The 17,708-nt window shown below is 73.0% G+C and carries 13 protein-coding genes and 1 pseudogene; 5 read left to right on the plus strand and 9 right to left on the minus strand.

From position 1 onward, the window contains the following. Positions 1-31 precede the first annotated feature (31 nt). Both dusB and BMY04_RS20600 read right to left on the minus strand, forming a co-directional pair. Entirely contained in the window at positions 32-1,195 is a 1,164-nt protein-coding gene (dusB, locus tag BMY04_RS20595) for a tRNA dihydrouridine synthase DusB (protein ID WP_091186236.1), read from the minus strand. 2 nt (positions 1,196-1,197) lie between these two features. Next, the gene (locus tag BMY04_RS20600) at positions 1,198-2,586 is read right to left on the minus strand and encodes a glycine--tRNA ligase (RefSeq protein ID WP_170854252.1); all 1,389 of its coding nucleotides are present in this window, start codon (positions 2,584-2,586) and stop codon (positions 1,198-1,200) included. Between the two features lie 169 nt (positions 2,587-2,755). On the opposite strand from BMY04_RS20600, the gene BMY04_RS20605 reads away from it, so the two are divergent. Both BMY04_RS20605 and BMY04_RS22965 read left to right on the plus strand, forming a co-directional pair. Next, positions 2,756-3,673 carry a polysaccharide deacetylase family protein gene (locus BMY04_RS20605; protein ID WP_198410318.1) on the plus strand — a complete coding sequence of 306 codons (918 nt, stop codon included), beginning with the start codon at positions 2,756-2,758 and terminating at the stop codon, positions 3,671-3,673. Continuing rightward, positions 3,670-4,644 carry a polysaccharide lyase gene (locus tag BMY04_RS22965; protein WP_091186242.1) on the plus strand — a complete coding sequence of 325 codons (975 nt, stop codon included), beginning with the start codon at positions 3,670-3,672 and terminating at the stop codon, positions 4,642-4,644. Before BMY04_RS20605 ends, BMY04_RS22965 begins: the two co-directional genes overlap by 4 nt. 16 nt (positions 4,645-4,660) lie before the next feature. Here BMY04_RS22965 and BMY04_RS20615 read toward each other — a convergent pair whose 3' ends face one another. Further along, positions 4,661-4,981 carry an antibiotic biosynthesis monooxygenase family protein gene (locus BMY04_RS20615; protein ID WP_091186246.1) on the minus strand — a complete coding sequence of 107 codons (321 nt, stop codon included), beginning with the start codon at positions 4,979-4,981 and terminating at the stop codon, positions 4,661-4,663. Positions 4,982-5,527: 546 nt separating this feature from the next. Between BMY04_RS20615 and BMY04_RS20620 the strand changes: the two genes are divergently transcribed. From BMY04_RS20620 to BMY04_RS20630, 3 genes are all read left to right on the plus strand, one after another. Beyond that, the gene (locus BMY04_RS20620; RefSeq protein WP_091186465.1) at positions 5,528-7,936 is read left to right on the plus strand and encodes a glycoside hydrolase domain-containing protein; all 2,409 of its coding nucleotides are present in this window, start codon (positions 5,528-5,530) and stop codon (positions 7,934-7,936) included. Between the two features lie 86 nt (positions 7,937-8,022). Then, positions 8,023-9,363, plus strand: coding sequence for a glycosyltransferase (locus tag BMY04_RS20625; protein WP_091186250.1), 1,341 nt, complete (start codon positions 8,023-8,025; stop codon positions 9,361-9,363). Between the two features lie 136 nt (positions 9,364-9,499). Then, the gene (locus BMY04_RS20630; protein WP_091186255.1) at positions 9,500-9,790 is read left to right on the plus strand and encodes a DUF6703 family protein; all 291 of its coding nucleotides are present in this window, start codon (positions 9,500-9,502) and stop codon (positions 9,788-9,790) included. A gap of 102 nt (positions 9,791-9,892) precedes the next feature. Here BMY04_RS20630 and BMY04_RS20635 read toward each other — a convergent pair whose 3' ends face one another. The 6 genes and pseudogenes from BMY04_RS20635 to BMY04_RS20660 form a co-directional block, all read right to left on the minus strand. Then, a complete protein-coding gene (locus tag BMY04_RS20635; protein WP_091186258.1) occupies positions 9,893-10,903 on the minus strand; it encodes an alpha/beta fold hydrolase in 1,011 nt (336 codons plus the stop codon). Further along, the gene (locus tag BMY04_RS20640) at positions 10,900-11,829 is read right to left on the minus strand and encodes an acetamidase/formamidase family protein (RefSeq protein ID WP_091186261.1); all 930 of its coding nucleotides are present in this window, start codon (positions 11,827-11,829) and stop codon (positions 10,900-10,902) included. Before BMY04_RS20640 ends, BMY04_RS20635 begins: the two co-directional genes overlap by 4 nt. After that, complete coding sequence (locus tag BMY04_RS20645) at positions 11,826-13,877, minus strand: dipeptide ABC transporter ATP-binding protein (RefSeq protein ID WP_091186264.1); 2,052 nt, start codon at positions 13,875-13,877, stop codon at positions 11,826-11,828. Before BMY04_RS20645 ends, BMY04_RS20640 begins: the two co-directional genes overlap by 4 nt. Continuing rightward, positions 13,874-14,527, minus strand: a pseudogene (locus tag BMY04_RS20650) (ABC transporter permease); the annotation flags it as partial. The gene BMY04_RS20645 and the pseudogene BMY04_RS20650, both read right to left, overlap by 4 nt. 299 nt (positions 14,528-14,826) lie before the next feature. Beyond that, positions 14,827-15,756: an ABC transporter permease gene (locus tag BMY04_RS20655; protein ID WP_091186273.1), complete on the minus strand. Its 930-nt coding sequence runs from the start codon at positions 15,754-15,756 to the stop codon at positions 14,827-14,829. Positions 15,757-15,817: 61 nt separating this feature from the next. Then, entirely contained in the window at positions 15,818-17,542 is a 1,725-nt protein-coding gene (locus BMY04_RS20660) for an ABC transporter substrate-binding protein (RefSeq protein ID WP_091186276.1), read from the minus strand. Positions 17,543-17,708: the final 166 nt, after the last annotated feature.

The raw sequence follows: 17,708 nt of genomic DNA on the forward strand, positions 1-17,708 counted from the left end.
CCCGTCGGCAGGCTCGAAGACCTCCGCGCGCTCAGCCTCCGGAGACATCGCTCTCGGCGTCACCCAGATCGAGCGTGGCGCCGCTGGTGTCGTCCAGCCAGTGCTCGGGCAGGGCCACCTTGGAGCGCGGGGCGCCCTGGCGGCCGCGCGGGGTGCCGAGCTCGGCGACCGGGAACGCCAGGTCGGGGTCGAGCGCGTCCAGCGCGGTGTCGAGCTCGTCGAACGACGACACCATGGCCAGCGCCCGGCGGGCGTCGCCGCCGACCGGGTAGCCCTTGAGGTACCACGCCATGTGCTTGCGCAGGTCGGTCAGTGCCCGGCGCTCGCCGTGCTCGGGGTCGGTCTGCAGGCCGGCGAGCAGCTGCGCGTGGCGGCGGATGGTCGCCGCGACCTCGCCGGACGTCGGCAGCGCGCGGCGGCCGGTGTCCGGGCCCCCACCCAGCGCCACGGCCAGGTCGTGGAACAGCCACGGCCGGCCCAGGCAGCCGCGCCCGACGACCACGCCGTCGGCGCCGGTCTGGTCGAGCATCCGGACGGCGTCGTCGGCCTCCCAGACGTCGCCGTTGCCGAGCACCGGGATCGCGACGTGCTCCTTGAGCTTGGCGATCGTCGACCAGTCGGCGTGGCCGGAGTAGGACTGCTGCGCCGTACGGCCGTGCAGCGCGATCGAGGCGCAGCCCTCCTCCTCGGCGATCGTGCCCGCGTCGAGGTAGGTCACGTGCTCGTCGTCGATGCCGATGCGCGTCTTCATCGTGACGGGGACGCCGTACGGGCGCGCCGCAGCCACGACGGAGCGCAGGATCGCCCGCAGCCGGTCGCGCTTCCAGGGCAGCGCCGCGCCGCCGCCCTTGCGGGTGACCTTGGGGACCGGGCAGCCGAAGTTCAGGTCGACGTGGCGCACGGCGAAGTCCTCGCAGAGGATCTGCGTCGCGTCGGCCATGGTCGCCGGGTCGACGCCGTAGAGCTGGACGCTGCGCGTCGTCTCCCCCGGGTCGAACTGCAGCATCGCCATCGTCTTGCGGTCGCGCTCGACGATGCCGCGGCTCGTGATCATCTCGCAGACGAACAATCCGCCCGTCCCGCCGCCGGCCTCGTGCTGCTCGCGGCACAGCTGCCGGTACGCCGCGTTCGTCACGCCCGCCATCGGGGCGAGCTCGACGACGGGACGTGCAGCGGTGGGGGCGGGCGCGGCCATGATCAGCAGCCCGGGAGGCGGGCGCCCAGGTACTCGACGACCTTGTCGAGCGAGACGCGGTCCTGCGTCATCTGGTCGCGCTCGCGGATCGTGACGGCGTCGTCCTCGAGGGTGTCGAAGTCGACCGTCACGCAGAACGGCGTGCCGATCTCGTCCTGGCGGCGGTAGCGGCGCCCGATGGCCTGCGCGTCGTCGAAGTCGACGTTCCAGTGCCTGCGCAGCGTGGCGGCGAGGTCGCGCGCCTTGGGCGAGAGGGCCTCGTTGCGCGACAGCGGCAGCACGGCGGCCTTGACCGGCGCGAGGCGCGGGTCGAGCCGGAGCACGGTGCGCTTGTCGACGCCGCCCTTGGTGTTCGGCGCCTCGTCCTCGACGTAGGCGTCGATGAGGAACGCCATCAGCGAGCGGGTCAGACCGGCCGCGGGCTCGATGACGTACGGCGTGAACCGCTCGCCGCTCGCCTGGTCGAAGAACGACAGGTCGGTGCCGGAGTGCTCGGAGTGCGTCTTGAGGTCGAAGTCGGTGCGGTTCGCGATGCCCTCGAGCTCGCCGAACTCACCGCCCGCGAAGCCGAAGCGGTACTCGATGTCGACGGTGCGCTTCGAGTAGTGCGACAGCTTCTCCTTCGGGTGCTCGAAGTGGCGCAGGTTGGCCGGGTCGATGCCGAGGTCGGTGTACCAGCGGGTGCGCTCGTCGATCCAGTACTGGTGCCACTCCTCGTCGCTGCCCGGCACGACGAAGAACTCCATCTCCATCTGCTCGAACTCGCGGGTGCGGAAGATGAAGTTGCCCGGCGTGATCTCGTTGCGGAAGCTCTTGCCGACCTGCCCGATGCCGAACGGCGGCTTCTTGCGCGAGGTCTGCACGACGTTCGCGAAGTTCACGAAGATGCCCTGCGCCGTCTCGGGGCGCAGGTAGTGCAGGCCGGACTCGTCCTCGACCGGGCCGAGGTAGGTCTTGAGCATCATGTTGAAGTCGCGCGGCTCGGTGTACTGGCCGCGGGTGCCGCAGTTCGGGCACGGCACGACCCCGAGGTCGACGGTGTCCGGGTCGGCGACGTGGTGCTTGTCCGCGTAGCCCTCCTGCAGGTGGTCCGCGCGGAAGCGCTTGTGGCAGTGCAGGCACTCGACGAGCGGGTCGGTGAAGACGCCGACGTGGCCGGAGGCGACCCACACCTGGCGGGGCAGGATGACCGAGGAGTCGAGGCCGACGACGTCGTCGCGGCCCTGCACGACCGAGCGCCACCACTGGCGCTTGATGTTCTCCTTGAGCTCGGTGCCCAGGGGCCCGTAGTCCCAGGCCGACCGCGTCCCGCCGTAGATCTCGCCGGAGGGGAAGACGAAACCCCTCCGCTTGCAGAGGCTGATGACGTTGTCGAGGGTGGTCGGCGCCACGGTTGCGAGCTCCAAGTCTTCAGATAAGACGTGCGGTCGTTCGCCGCCCCCGGCTGGGACGGCACGACCGCCCAGCCTACCGGGAACGACCCGGACGTTCACCGAGCCGACGTCCGGCCGCCCGCGCGCGCCGCGCCCGCTGCTCAGCGGAAGGCGTCAGGATGCCCCGGTGAGAAGCAAGGACCCTGCCTGCGCCCGCTCGTCCCGGTGGAAGCGCGCGCTCCCGGCCGGCGCGCTGCTGGGCGCCGGCCTCCTCGGGCTCGGCGCGTGCGGGACGGTCCCGCCGGCGACCCCGACCAGCCCGACGGGAGCGCCGAGCTCGCTGAACCCGGCGACACCGTCGGTCGCACCGAGCAGCCCGGGCGCCGCGCCCGCCTCCCCCACCGCCGGCCCGGCGAGCCCGACGCCGAGCCCGTCGCCGACGCCCGACGTCTGGGTGGGCTCGTTCCACGGTCACAGCATCACGGTGCCGCGCGGGCACGGGGCGACGATGTCGTTCACCTTCGACGACGGGCCGTGGCCGGGCTCGACGCGCCAGGTCCTCGCGCTGCTCGCGCAGCACCACGTGCACGCCGTCTTCTGCCTGATCGGCCAGCAGGCCCGGGCGTACCCGACCCTGGTCCACGAGGAGGTGGCCGCCGGCCACGAGCTCTGCGACCACAGCCGCGACCACGACGTCCTCATGGGCCGCAAGGGCCAGGCGTACGTGGACGCGGAGGTCGGCGACGGGCTGCGCGACGTGGTCGGCGCCGCGCCGAAGGGCACCCCCGTGACCTTCTACCGCCAGCCCGGCGGGACCTGGGACACGAAGGTCGTCCGCGCCATGGACGCGCACTCCCTCGGTCCCCTCCGCTGGAGCGACGACCCCAAGGACTGGTCGCGCCCGGGCAGCCTGGCGATCGTGCGCCGGGTCGTGGCGAACCTTCACCCGGGGGCCGTCGTCTTGATGCACGATGGCGGGGGTGACCGTTCGCAGTCGGTCGACGCGCTGCGGTTCCTCCTCGACGCCGTCGTCGCGGCCGGGTGGAAGCCCGTCCTCGCCCCGCACGTCCACCTCTCGCCGAAGGCAGCCGCGAAGCCCCAATGACGCACCCCCGCAGGACCGGCCTGCGGCTGGTGGCCCTCACGGTCCTGCTCCTCGCGACCGCGGCCGCCTGCGGCACCCCGGTCGCCGATGACCGGCCGGCCGCCACGGCCGGACCGCCGACCTCCGCCGGTGCCCCGTCCCCCGACGCCTCGGCCCCTCCCGGCGGCGGCGCTCCGTCAGGAGCCGCCGACCGCACGATCCTGGACGCGCGCTTCGACGACGTGACGGAGGGACCCGTCACGCCGACGTCCTTCCGCCGCGAGGTCGGCAAGGCCACGCCGCGGGAGGCCGACTACGACGCCATGACCTACGAGCGCGACCCCGACGGCCGCGTCTTCGTCCGTACGCGGTTGGCCGCCGGCCGGATCCTCGCGCGCAACGACGCGCCGGGCGACGGGAACGTGCTCGTCGTGCCGCTCAAGGAGCAGGACCACGACGCCGCCTGCGTGACGTACGACGTGCGCTTCTCCACCGGCTTCGAGTGGTCCGCCGGCGGCAAGCTGCCCGGCCTGCTCGGCGTCGCCCCGGGCGTCTCACCCGGCGTCCCCACCGGCGGCGGCTCCACCGACCGCGGCTGGTCGGGACGCGTCATGTGGCTGGGGCCGTCGCTGTCCCGGACCGTGCGCGAGTCGGGCCTGCCGGACCTCGCGACCACGTACCTCTACCACCCGGGCCAGGCCGGTCGGTACGGCGACGACCTCTACTGGGGGCGCGGCTTCGCCGACGGCGTCTGGCACCAGGTGCGGCAGTGCTACGTCCTCAACACCCTCGGGAACGCCGACGGCGTCCTCGACGCCTGGCTCGACGGCATCCCCGTCCTGCACCGCGAGGACCTCGTCTACCGCACCGACCCCGACGTGCACGTCACGCATCTCGACTGGTCGGTGTTCCGCGGCGGCGACACCGACCAGTGGGCGGCCGGCTCGGACGGCGACGTCGACCTCGCCGACCTGCGGGTGACGGTTCCGTAGGCCGTCGGCAGCGGGCTCACAGCGGCCGGACGGAGCCCCGCGCGAGGTTCGGGCCGACGAGGTCGGGGTCCTCGTACGCCGTCGGCTCGTCGATCGCGCGCGACAGCAGCGGCACGACCACCGAGCGCGACTCGATGCCCGACAGCGCACGGCGGTAGGAGCCGACGTCGTCCCACCGGGCGGTGATCGTCCACAGCTCAGGTTCGTCGAGGTTCCGCGCGAGGTCGAGCGAGCGCAGCCCCTCCCGGCGCCGCAGCACCGCCGTCGCCGCCTCCGCACGCTCGAGGAAGTCCTCGGTCTCGCCCTCCGGCACCTCGAACCGCGTGATCACGATCATGGACGCCAGTCTGCCGACGCGCCCTGAGCTTGTCGAAGGACCCGCCACGCTCATAGGACGAGCCCGCGGACGCTCCCTGAGCTCGTCGAAGGGCCCGGAACGGGTCGGCGTCGCCCTGTCCCGCGAAGAACGCCTACCACTTCGTGGCCCTTCGACAAGCTCAGGGAGCGTCTGCCCACAAGGAACGCCGACCACTTCGTGGCCCTTCGACAAGCTCAGGGAGCGTCTGCCCACGAGACGCCGACCACTTCGTGGCCCTTCGACAAGCTCAGGGAGCGTCTGCCCGCGAAGAACGCCTACCACTTCGTGGCCCTTCGACAAGCTCAGGGGGCGTCTGCCCACGAGACGCCGACCACTTCGTGGCCCTTCGACAAGCTCAGGGAGCGTCCGCCCGAAAGAGAACCGTGACCAATCCGATGGCGAACCGTCACCTGTTCGCAACCCACGAGACACCCGCCGTCCCTAGGCTCGCGGGACTCGGGGACCCCCGCTCCACCACCGCCGTACGACCAGCTTCGACCCGACGACCTGACGGAGGCGGTGATCATGATCGAGCACGTGGACCCCTTCGTCGGGTCCTCAGCCACCGACCTGCCGCCGCCGGTCGGGCTGGCCGCCACGTGGTGGTGGCCCAAGCCGCAGGTCGGCAACACGCACCCGGGCGCGACGTACCCCTTCGGCATGGTGTCGGCGTGCGCCTACTCCGGCGCCTACCCGACGGGCTACGGGCTCTACGAGCTCAACACCGAGGGGGTCCCGCCGCGGCTGCACGACTCGCCGGTCGCGTCAGGCTTCACGCACTTCCAGCAGTCCGGCACCGGCGCGATCCGCAAGTACTACAACTACTTCCGCGTCACCCCGATGGTCGAGCCGCTCGACGCCCTCGGCACGACCTGGCGCATCACCGACGAGGTGGCCGAGCCCGGCTACTACGCCTGCACGCTCGGCGGCCGCCCCTCGACAGGCTCGGGGAGCGCGACAGGTTCGGGGAGCGCGACAGGCTCGGGGAGCGCGACAGGCTCAGGGAGCGCGACGGGCGCGAGCCCGGACGGCATCCGCTGCGAGCTCACGGTCGGGCCCAAGAGCGCCGTGCACCGCTACACCTTCGGCGCGCACGCGGACGCCCGCGTGGTGATCGACTTCTCGATGGGCGGGCTGACGATCCCGTACGGCGCGACCGTCCCGCTGCGCGCCCACCTGGAGACGCTCAGCCCCTCGGTCGCCGCGGCGGAGGTCGTCGTGGAGGGCACGCCGCTCGCCACCCACGTCGAGCTCGACGGCGGCGACTGGCGCCAGCTGCTCTGGTACGACCGCCGGCTCATGCAGGGCGGCACGCGGATGGACTTCGACCGGATCCGGCCGACCACGCTGCGGCCGTTCGGCCTCATGTGGAGGGGCCGGTCCGAGCCCGGCCAGGTCGTCGAGCTGCGGTTGGGCTTCTCGTTGCGCGGCGAGGCCCAGGCCCGCGCGAACCTGCGCCACGACGCGGCGTCGCGCGAGCGCGTCGAGGTGCGCCGCACCGACCTCCCCGAGGACCCGACCCTCCCGGTGTCGGCGCCGGACACGTTCGAGTCGCGTCGCGCCGACACGGGCGCCCGCTGGCGCGAGCACCTGGGCCGGATCCGGGTGGAGACGCCGTCCGCCGAGCGGCGGGCGATCTTCTACACGGCGCTCTACCACTCGTTGATCAAGCCCTGCTTCGCCGCCGACGAGAGCCCGTTCTGGCCCGCGAACGGGCCCTTCGCCTTCGACGTCTGCACCATGTGGGACATCTACCGCACGCAGCTGCCGTTGATCACGGCGCTGTTCCCCGCGCGCGCCGCCGAGCTCGCGAACGCCTTGATCAACATCGCCGAGGAGGAGGGCAACCTCCCCATCGGCTACCGCATGGCCAAGGGCGTGGACCGCTTCTCCCGGCAGGGCAGCGCGCTCGCGCAGACGTTCCTCGCCGACCTGTGCACGCTCGGCGTGCCGGGCGTCGACTGGGACTGGGCGCTGGTCCACATGGACCTCGACCTGCGGCGCGCGTATGGCGAGGAGTACCTGCTGCGCGGGGTCGTGCACCCGGTGACGCACACCCTCGACCTCGCGTTCGGCTACCACTGCACTGCCAAGGTGGCGCGCCACGTCGGCGACCAGGCGCTCGCCACGCAGCTCGAGGGGCTGGCGACGCGGTGGGTCAACGCGTTCGACCCCGGGACCGGGCTGCTCGTCGACTCCTCCTTCTACGAGGGCGGGCGCTGGAACTACTCGTTCCGCGTGCTGCACGACATGCAGGCCCGCATCGACCTCGCGGGCGGCGAAGAGGCGTACCTCGCGCTCCTCGACACGTTCTTCGGCTTCGGCGCCGAGCCCGTCACCCAGGTGGGCGAACGGCCGCAGGTCTCCGAGCTGGCCGCCGGCTACGCGCTCAACCGCTTCGAGGGCCTCAACAACGAGCCCGACATGGAGGCCCCGTGGGCCTACCACTACCTCGGCCGGCCCGACCGAACTGCGGAGATCGTCCACGGGGTCGTCGAGAACATGTTCGGGCTCGGACGCGGCGGCCTGCCCGGCAACGACGACTCCGGAGGCCTCAGCTCCTGGTACGTCTGGGCGAGCCTCGGGCTGTTCCCCGTCGCCGGCCAGGGGCTCTACATGATCAACGCGCCGTCCTTCGCGTGGTCGCGGGTGCAGCTCGGGCGCGAGCAGCTCGAGATCACCACGAGCGGCTTCGTCGAACCGTCACCCGATGGCGCACCGCAGTACGTGCAGTCGGTGACCTTCAACGACCGGCCGTGGACGCAGAGCTGGATCAGCGCGCGCGACCTGCACCGCGGCGGCACGCTCCGGGTCGACCTGGGCCCGAGGCCGTCGTCCTGGGGCACCACGAGCCGTCCGCCCTCGGTGACGGCGCGGGGCGCCGGGCATCCAGCCCCCTCCCCGGCGCCCGTCCCGCTCACCAACGCCGGCTGAGCAGCAGCCGGCGCCCACCCACCGACCTCCACCGCCAGCACCAGCACCAGCCGTCCATCACCCCAAGCACCACGAGAGGAGCCGACATGACCCCGCTTCCCGAAGGCCCCCGGCCGTCACGCCGGCGCCGGCCGCGCGCCCGTACGCGCCGCCGGCTGGTGATCGTCGTCCGCGCCGACCCCGTCATCTGCGGGCACTCCGGCGAGGCCCGCAACCTGGCGGAGGCCGCGCTGGTGCGCGGCTTCAGCGAGGTCAAGATCGTCACCTGGCCGGTCGAGCGACTGCTCGAGGCCGGCCTGCCGCTCAAGCCGCTCGAGAGCGTCCAGCCCTACAGCGACGGCATCGAGGTCGAGCGCCCCGAACCCGTCGGCGACTACCGCGTCCCCGACGGGCGCTACCTCTCCGGCCTGGTCGGCCGGCTCGTCGAGCTCTTCACCGACGGCGTCCCGACCGTGGCGATGTCGCTCTACCTGAGCCCGCACACGCTGGCCGTGAGCGAGGCCGTCCGGGTGGCGCACGAGACCGGCCTGCCCGTGAACGTCACGACGATCGCCGAGGCCGTCGGGTCCGACGTCACCAACGTCGTGCGCAGCTGCGTCGAGCACGAGCAGTTCGGTGCGGCGGCGCAGGTGCTCACCGCGTTCCTCGGCAGCGACGTCCCGGTCGCGGTGTCGGAGTACACCCGCGAGCTCGTCGTCTCCTCCGCCGAGGCGATCGACGCCCGCCACGGCACCCGCTTCGCCGACCGCTGCCGCGAGCGGGTCGCGATCTCCTACCCGGCGATCAACACCCGGGACTACCTCGACCTCGACCCCGCCACCACGGCGGCGGTATTGCACGCCCGCGGGCTGACCAAGGGCTCGTACGTGCTCTACCTCTCGCGCCTGGCCGCGGCCAAGGGGGTCGACGACCTGATCGCCGGCTTCGCGGCGAGCCCGGCGGCGGCCGGCAAGACCCTGGTCATCGCCGGCAACGGGCCGCAGGCCGGCGAGCTGCGGCGCCTCGCCGCGGTCTCGGACGCGGCCGACCGCATCCGCTTCCTCGACGACGTGTCGGACGACGAGAAGCCGGGCCTGATGGCCGGGTGCGCCGCGTTCGTGCTGCCGAGCAAGCCGCGCCCGGAGTTCGTCGAGACCTTCGGGATCGCGCTGGTCGAGAAGATGCTCGCCGGCGGCGGCCCGGTGATCACCTGCGACACGGGCGGGATCGGCGAGGCCGTCGGGGACACGGCGCTGATCGTGCCGACCGAGGACCCGCAGGCCATCGCCGACGCGCTCGACGAGGCCCTGCGGATGCCCGACCTCGAGCGCGAGGTCATGGAGCTCGCCGCGCGGGACCACGCGCGGCAGTTCGACCGGCTGGCCGTGTTCGACCGCCTGGTCGCGCGCCTGCCGAGCCCGGAGGTCGTGGCCCTCGGCGCCTTCTGAGCCTCCTGCCTCACCCGGAAAGTGGTCGCCCCCCGCCCTACGGCGCGCCGTACGGACCCCGGGAGCGACCACTTCCGGGGAGGGCGGGCCGCGCTCGCCGAGGCGCCGGCGGCGCCGAGTGCGTCACACTGGCTTGGTGCCCGACGTCGCCCTGAGCCCGCTCCGCGCCCGCGTCGAGGGCGTCAGCCGTCCGCTGCTGGTCCGCCTGACCCGGCTGCCCCGGCCGGCCGTGCCCCTGGCGACGGTGGCCCTCTTCGCCGTCGCGGTGCTCGCGCCGGCGCCCGTGGCGCTGCTCGCGCTGGTGGTGATCGGGTTGTTCCTGGTCTGGCTGACGTTCCTCGCCTGGCCGGCGATCACGACCGGCGGCAAGCTCATGCGCATCGCCATGATCGCGCTGGTCGTCGTGCTCGGCGCGACACGTTTCTGACGGTTCCGCTGAATCCGGGTCCTCAGATCCGGAACGGCCAGCCCCGCTGAGCGTGGGTACGGAGCAGGGAACGAATCGAGGGACCCCCTTTCAGCAGATGGCTCAGGCGTCGAGCCAGGCCCGTACCTCCCGGCGGAGGAAGTCGAGGTCCGTGGGGATCGTGCGCGGGTTGCCGGCCCGGTGCCCCCAGACGCTCGGGATGGGCGCGAGCCGAGCGTTCCGGAGGAACGGCAGGTCCGCCTCGTTGTCCGCCACCCGGAAGTAGAGGTCGGTCTCGCTGGGCAGCAGCAGGACCGCCGCCTGGATCGCCCGGAGCGCGGTCGGCAGGTCGTCGCCGTACGCGCCGTGGCTGATGTCGGCCTCCTGCCACGTGAGGGCCTGGGCGTAGAGGTTCGCGGCACGGTTGGCGCTGAACCCCTCCTCCCAGTCCGTCCGCAGGAACGTCTCCAGGTCGGGCGCGCCGAGCGCCGTCTCGAAGAGCCGCTCGCGGTAGAAGTCCTGGGAGAGCCCCCACCCGGCGTACACGTGCGCGAACGCGCGGAGCGCCGCCCGCGGCTCGGCCGAGAACCGTCCGCCCCCGAGGTGCTCCGGCGCGGCCTCGAGGACGCGCAGCAGCCCGGACAGGAAGACGCGGTTGTGCAGCGAGGTCCGCGAGCTGCCGCAGACGACCACGGCCCGCCGCACGAGGTCGGGGAACAGGGCGGCCCAGTGGTAGGCCTGCCCCGCCCCCATCGAGAACCCGTACGCGCACGCCACCTCGCGCACGCCGAGGTGCAAGGTCAGCAGGCGGTGCTGGGCGCGGACGTTGTCGGCCATCGTCACCACGGCCGGGAAGTCGTCGTCGTCGGCCGCGGAGGACGAGCGGCCGTTGGAGAACATGTCCGGCACGACGACGAACCACCGCTCCGGGTCGAGCACCCCGTCGGGGCCGATCAGCCAGGCGAGGTCGTCGCTCGTCGCGCCGTAGCTGCAGGGGTAGACGACGACGTTGTCGCGCGTCGGGGACAGGGTCCCGTGCGCCTGCCAGGCCAGCTGGGCGTCGCGGATCGTCCCGCCGCGCTCGACCTCGAGGTCGCCGAGCGCGAAGCGGCCGCCGCTGACCGGCCCGCTCACGCGACGCTGCCGGTGGGGAGCAGGGCGTGCACGCCCCAGGTCTGGTTGGCCACCTGGGTCACCCGCAGGTCGACGCAGGTGCTGGCCAGCGCCAGCGCCTCGGCCTTCTCGACCCCGTAGAGCTGCTGCATCCAGGTGACCATCGCGTCCAGCGCGTCGCCCGTGGCCACGTTGAGGTCGGCGTCGAAGCCGAAGGTGATCCGGCCCACCGGCGCCTCGGCGTGCACGCCGGCGAGCGGCCGGTCGGTCACCACGTCGACCGTCACCTCCGTCGTCATGCCGCACTCGATGGCGGTGCCCCCGACCTCGCCGTCGCCCTGCGCGGCGTGCCCGTCGCCGAGGTAGAGCAGCGCGCCCGGCACGGCGACCGGGAGGAAGAGCGTGGAGCCGGCCACCAGGTCCTTGCAGTCGATGTTGCCGCCGGAGCCGGCGCGCGGCGGGATCGTCGAGTGCTCCCCCGGCTCGGACGGCGCGACGCCCATCACGCCGAGGAACGGCGCCAGCCCGCGGACGAAGCCGCGGCTCTCGGTCCCCCGGCCCGCGTCGGCGTCGAGGTCCCAGAGCAGCCACGCGGGGTCGGCCTCGACGAGCCCCAGCCGCTGGGTGACGGGGGTGTCGAGCATGCCGGCGACCGTCCACCCCCACGGGTCGGGCCGCAGGGAGCGCAGGTGCAGCGCGAGCATCTGCCCCGGCTCGGCCCCGCGCACCTCGATCGGACCCGTGAGGCAGTGCCCGCGGCTGTCGGCGATCAGCGTGGGCCGACGCTCGCCGGGCACCTCCTGGCGCTCGACGTAGCCGGAGGCGTCGAGCGAGCGGACGACGACGGTCTCGCCGGGGTCGACGGCGAGCACCGGACGGTGCGCGGCGGAGAACACGTCGGCCGTCGTGGCCGTGGTCGGGTCGATCCGGACGGTGGTGGTGGTCACCGGGGCTCCGATCCCTGCGGCTGCAGGTCGAGGGGGGTCCTGGCCGGCTGCGCGCCGGTCAGCGGATGGTGGCAGGCGACCGCGTGCAGGTCGCCGTCGGGGGCCAGCACCGGGACCTCCTCGGCGCAGAGCGCGGTGGCCCGGGGGCAGCGGGTCCGGAACCGGCAGCCGCTCGGCGGGTCCACCGCCGACGGCAGCTCGCCGCCCAACGCCGCCGAGCCCCGCTCCAGCGTCGGGTCCGGCAGCGGGATCGACTCGATGAGGCCGGCCGTGTACGGGTGCCGGGGCGCGCCGTACACCTCCTCGCTGGTCCCCAGCTCGACCAGGCGCCCGAGGTACATGACGCCGATGCGGTCGGCCAGGTACTTCAGCAGGGACAGGTCGTGCGAGATCACCACGTACGTGAGCCCGAAGCGGTCCTGGAGCGAGCGCATCAGGTTCAGGATCTGCGCCTGCACCGAGATGTCGAGCGCGGAGACCGGTTCGTCGGCGACCACGACCTTCGGGCGCAGCGCCAGGGCCCGGGCCATCGCGATCCGCTGCCGCTGGCCCCCGGAGAACTCGTGGGGGTAGCGGTCGGCCGCGTCGGCGGGCAGTCCGACCGCGTCGAGCAGCTCGGCCACGACCGCCGCGCGCTCGGCGCGCGTCCCCACCTGCTGGGCGACCAGCGGTTCGGCGACGCAGGCCGCCACGGTCATCCGCGGGTCGAGCGCGGCCGCGCTGTCCTGGAACATCATCTGCAGGTCGCGCCGCCGCCGCCGGAACGCCAGCCGTCCCATGCCGGCGAACGAGCTGCCCTCGAACGCGATGGTCCCCTCGGTCGGCTGCTCCAGACCCACAAGCATCCGGCCGATGGTCGTCTTGCCGCAGCCCGACTCCCCGACGATGCCGAGCGTCTCCCCGGCGTGCACCTGCAGGCTGACCCCGGAGACGGCCTGCACCGCGCGGCGTGGCCCGAGGAGCCCGCGCCGGCGCAGCTCGAAGCGCTTGTGCACGTCGGTGACCTCGAGGACCGGTCCGGACGCCCCCGCACCCTGAGCGACCTCGCGACGGCGACGCCGCGGGAGGTCCGCCGTCGTCGTCGTGCCGCGGGGGTGGAAGCAGGCGTGCTCGTGGTCGGTGCCGACCGCCACGAGGTCGGGGTCCGCGCTGCGGCAGTCGTCCTGCGCGAAGCGGCAGCGGGGGGCGAACCGGCAGCCCGGACCGAGCGCGACCAGCCGTGGCGGCGTGCCCGGGATCGTCGCGAGGTCGACCTGCCGGTCGAGCTCGAGGTCGGGCATCGACTCGAAGAGCGCCTCGGTGTAGCGGTGCTGCGGGTCGGCGAACAGCGCTCGCGTCGGCGCCTCCTCCACGATCCGCCCGCCGTACATCACGGCCACCCGGTCGGCGTGCCCGGCGATCACCCCCATGTCGTGGGTGATGAGCACGACGGCCATGGAGAGGCGCCGCTTGAGGTCGTCGAGCAGCTCGAGGATCTGCGCCTGGATGGACACGTCCAGCGCCGTCGTCGGCTCGTCGGCGATCAGCAGCTTGGGCTCGCAGACCAGGCCGATGGCGATCATCACCCGCTGCCGCATGCCTCCGGACAGCTCGTGCGGGAAGGCCGCGAGCCGCTCGCGAGGACGGGGCATGCCCACCAGCTCGAGCACCTCGACCGCGCGGGCGTCGGCCTCCTGCCGCGAGCCGTGCCGGTGGATCCGGTACGCCTCCCGCAGCTGGCTGCCGATGGTGCGCGTCGGGTTGAGCGACGTCATCGGGTCCTGGGAGATCATCGCGATGTCGTTGCCGCGGAGCCGCCGCACGCCGTCGTCGTCGAGGGCCGTCAGGTCCACCCCGTCGAAGCGGACCGACCCACCGACGACGGCGCCGCCCGGCGGCAGCAGCCGGATGATCGACATCCCGGTCATCGTCTTGCCGGAGCCCGACTCGCCCACCAGGCCGAGCGTCTCCCCGGCCGCCACCGAGAAGGAGACGTCGTCCACCGGCCGGACCCGGCCGCCGCGCGTCTCGATCTCGGTCCGCAGGCCGACCACCTCGAGCAGGCTCATCCCACGGCTCCGTCCCGGTTCGTCGTGACCGGGCCGGTCGACCGGCCCGGCTCCGCCGGCCCCGCGGGGCGGCGTCCCAGGAGGCGCGGCATGCTCTGCCGCAGGCGCAGCCCGTCCCGGGGGTCCAGCGCGCTCATCAGCTGGTCGCCGGTGAAGTTCGCGAGCAGGATCGTGATCGTCACGGCCAGCCCGGGGAACGTCGCCAGCCACCAGGAGGTGGCGAGGCTCGTCGCGCCGGCGGCCAGGTCGCTGCCCCAGTCCGGCTGCGGCAGCTGCACGCCGAGCCCGAGGAAGCTGAGGGTGGAGGCGGTGAGGACCGCCCAGCCGACCGCGCTGCTGGCGAGCACCACGACCTCCGTCATCAGGTTCGGCAGCAGGTGGCGTACAGCGGTGCGCAGCCCGGTCGACCCGAAGACGTGCGCGGCCTGGACGTACTCGGCGGTGCGCAGCCGGCGCACCGACGCCTCCACCACCCGCGCGAAGCCCGGGGTGAACGCGACGCCGAGGGCGATGACGATGCTGCGCACGCCCGAGCCGGCGGTGGCGATGAGGATGAGGGCGATCAGCAGCACGGGCAGGGCGAGCAGGACGTCGACGGCCCGCATCAGGACGGCGTTCAGCCAGCGGGGAGCCGCGCCGGCGAGCACGCCGAGCGCGACGCCGGCGACCACCGCCACCAGGACCCCGAGCAGGCTGGCCAGGAGCACCGGGCGCGCGCCGAAGACCGTCCGGCTGAAGACGTCGCGCCCGAGCTGGTCGGTGCCGAACCAGTGCTCGGCGCTGGGCGGTGAGAGGAACGCGTCGGTGGTGTCGACCGGGCCCGTGCGGCTGAGCAGGCCCGGCGCCAGCAGCAGCACGAGGACGAGCACCACCAGCACGACGGGGACGACGCGGCCGAGACCGCCGCGGGCGCGCCCGGCCGGCCGCGCCGTGCCGAGGAGAGGGACGGTCATCGCGCACCCGCCAGCCGCGTACGGGGGTCGACGGCGCCGACCACGAGGTCGACCACCAGGTTGATCAGCACGTAGCCGATCCCGATCACCACGATCGCGCCCTGCACGACGGGGATGTTCTTGTTGCTGATCGAGGTCGCGAGAAAGCTCCCGAGGCCGGCGCGGCCGAAGATCACCTCGGTGATCGCGGCGCCGGTGAGGATGTTGCCGAACTGCAGGCCGATGGTCGTGATCGCCGGGATCGCGGAGTTGCGCAGCGCGTGGGCGAGCAGCACCCGTCCCTCGCCGCAGCCGCGGGCGCGGGCCGAGCGGACGTACTCGCTGCGGTACTCCTCGATGATCCGGCCCCGCACCAGCCGGGTCAGGATGGCCGCGTAGCCCCAGCCCAGCGAGACCGCCGGCAGGATCAGCCCCTTCGGGGTGCCGTCGTCGATGGCCGGGAGCCAGCCGAGCCGGACGCTGAGCAGGAGCACCAGCAGCAGGGCGAGGAAGAAGTACGGGATGGCGACCCCCAGGAACGAGATGCCCCGCGCCAGCCGGTCGAGCACGCTGCCCGGGCGGGACCCGGCGACCAGGCCGAGCGGCACGCCCACCACGACGGCGACGACGATCGCCGACACGGCCAGCAGGATCGTGCTCGGCGCCCGGGACAGCAGCTCGTGCGCCACCGAGTTCGACGTGAGGTAGGACGTGCCGAGGTCCCCGTGGAGCAGCTGGCCGAGGAAGTCCAGGTACTGCGTCGGCAGCGACCGGTCCAGCCCGAGCTGGGTGCGCAGCGCGGCGATCTGCTCGGGGCTCGCGTTGGCGCCGAAGAGGATCACCGCCGCCGGGTCGCCGGGGATCGCGTGGATGAGCAGGAACGCGACCAGCGTGATCCCGAGCACCACCGGGACCGCCGAGCCGAGCCGGCGCAGGACGAAGGTCACGACGAGACCTCCGCCCGGCGCGCCGGCACCGGTCGACGAGGAAGGACGACGGGCACGGCGCTCAGGCCCCGGTGGTGGCCGAGTGGAAGGTGATGTAGCCGTTGAACGTCGGGTGCAGCCCCTGCACCGAGGGCGGCATGGTGAAGGCGCCGTTGACGTCCCACAGCGGCAGGTAGATGGCGTCCTTCATGAGCGTCTCGCCGACCTGCTCGTAGAGCGCGTCCCGCTTGGCCTCGTCCGCCGTGGCGTTCGCCTTGGCGATCATGGAGTCCACCTCGGGGTTGGCGTAGTGCGACCAGTTGAAGCCCGACTTGATCGCGTCGGAGTTCACCCAGATGTTGAGCAGGTAGGGGTCGGCCCCGTAGTAGCCGAAGGAGCCGAGGTTGTGCTCGCCGGAGTTGAACGAGACCTGGGCGGTGGTGAAGGGCTGGACCGTCGTCGAGGCCGCGAAGCCGACGGCCGACAGCTGCGAGACGACGAACTGCGTCGGCAGCTCGAGCCCGCCGCCGGAGTAGAGGATGATCTTCAGCTCGAGCTTCTCGCCGTTCTTGGTCCGCACCTTGTCCGGCCCCATCACCCAGCCGGCCTGGTCCAGGAGCTGGCCGGCCTTGGCCGGGTCGTACGGGTACATCCCGCTCGCGTCCTTGGCGTAGCCCGGCGTGATCGGGGTCAGCACGTTGTGCGCGGCCTTGTTGACGCCGAACTGCACGCTCGTGACCAGCTTCTCCTGGTCCACCGCGTGGAGGATCGCCTGGCGCACCAGCGGGTCGTCCGTCGGCGGCTTGGTCACGTTGATGGGCATGCCCGTGGGCGTGCCGATCGACGGGATGGTCAGCTGCGTGAACTTCTGCGTCTTCTGCGCGGCGGCGATGCTGTTCGGCGGCAGGTTCATGGCGATCTGGAGCTGGCCGGACTGCAGGGCGTTGTAGCGCCCGCTGTCGTCGGCGACGATCCGGAACACCAGCGAGTCGAGCTTGGCCGGGCCGGAGCCGAGGACGGCCGGGCCCCAGGCGTAGTCCGGGTTCTTCACCAGCGTGAGCCGGTCGCCGGTGGCGTAGCTGTCGAACGTGAAGGGCCCGCTGCCGACCGGATTGTTGCCGAAGCCGGTCGGGCCGTACTTCTTCAGCGCGGTGGGCGAGGCGATGCCGAAGTTGCCGGCCGCCTGCTGGTGCAGGAAGCCGGCGTTGGGCTCGGTGAAGCTGATCTCGACGGTGCGGTCGTCGATGATCTTCGTCTGCTTGTACGGGCCGAGCGCGCCCAGGCCGCTCTTCGACTTCGTGGCCGGGTCGACGACGTGGTCGTACGTCGCCTTGACCGCGCTCGCGTCGAACTTCGTGCCGTCGTGGAAGACGACGTCGTCGCGCAGCGTGAAGGTGTAGACCGACGCGTCGGCGGAGACCTTGTAGCTGGACGCGAGCCCGGGGACGAACTCGCCGGCGCCGTCCGTGCCGGTCGGCAGCCACCACACCAGCGGGTCGAAGACCGCCATCGAGATCAGCAGCGTCAGGGCCAGGCCGGTCGCCCCGGGGTCGAGCGTGTCGGGGGTGGAGCTGATGCCGACGGTGAGCGTCCCGCCGGCGGCACCGGGTGACCCGGCCGCGCCGGGGGCCGGCGCCGTCGCGCTCGTGCCCGACGAGCAGGCGGTCAGCCAGGGGCTGATCGCCACGCCGCCCCCGAGGGCGGCGGCCAGGCCGAGCAGGTTCCGGCGCGACACCGCCGGGCTCGCGACGGTGCCGACGGGGCGGAAGGCCTGGCCGGCTCCGGGCTCTTCGGGTGAGACCTGCATCGTGCGCTCCTTGTCCCGGGTGCGAACCGGAGTTCGCGAGGCCACGGCGGAGGGGTCGCCGTGAGAACGATGCTTAGTCTCTCGTTCGTATACGAAGGACGGATCACGGCCAGGTTTCGCGGAGGTAAAGCCGCGCCCGCCGGTCCCGGTGGCGGTGCGGGCCGGG

Origin of the sequence: Microlunatus flavus (assembly GCF_900110855.1) — a bacterium.
Classification (GTDB): domain Bacteria; phylum Actinomycetota; class Actinomycetes; order Propionibacteriales; family Propionibacteriaceae; genus Microlunatus; species Microlunatus flavus.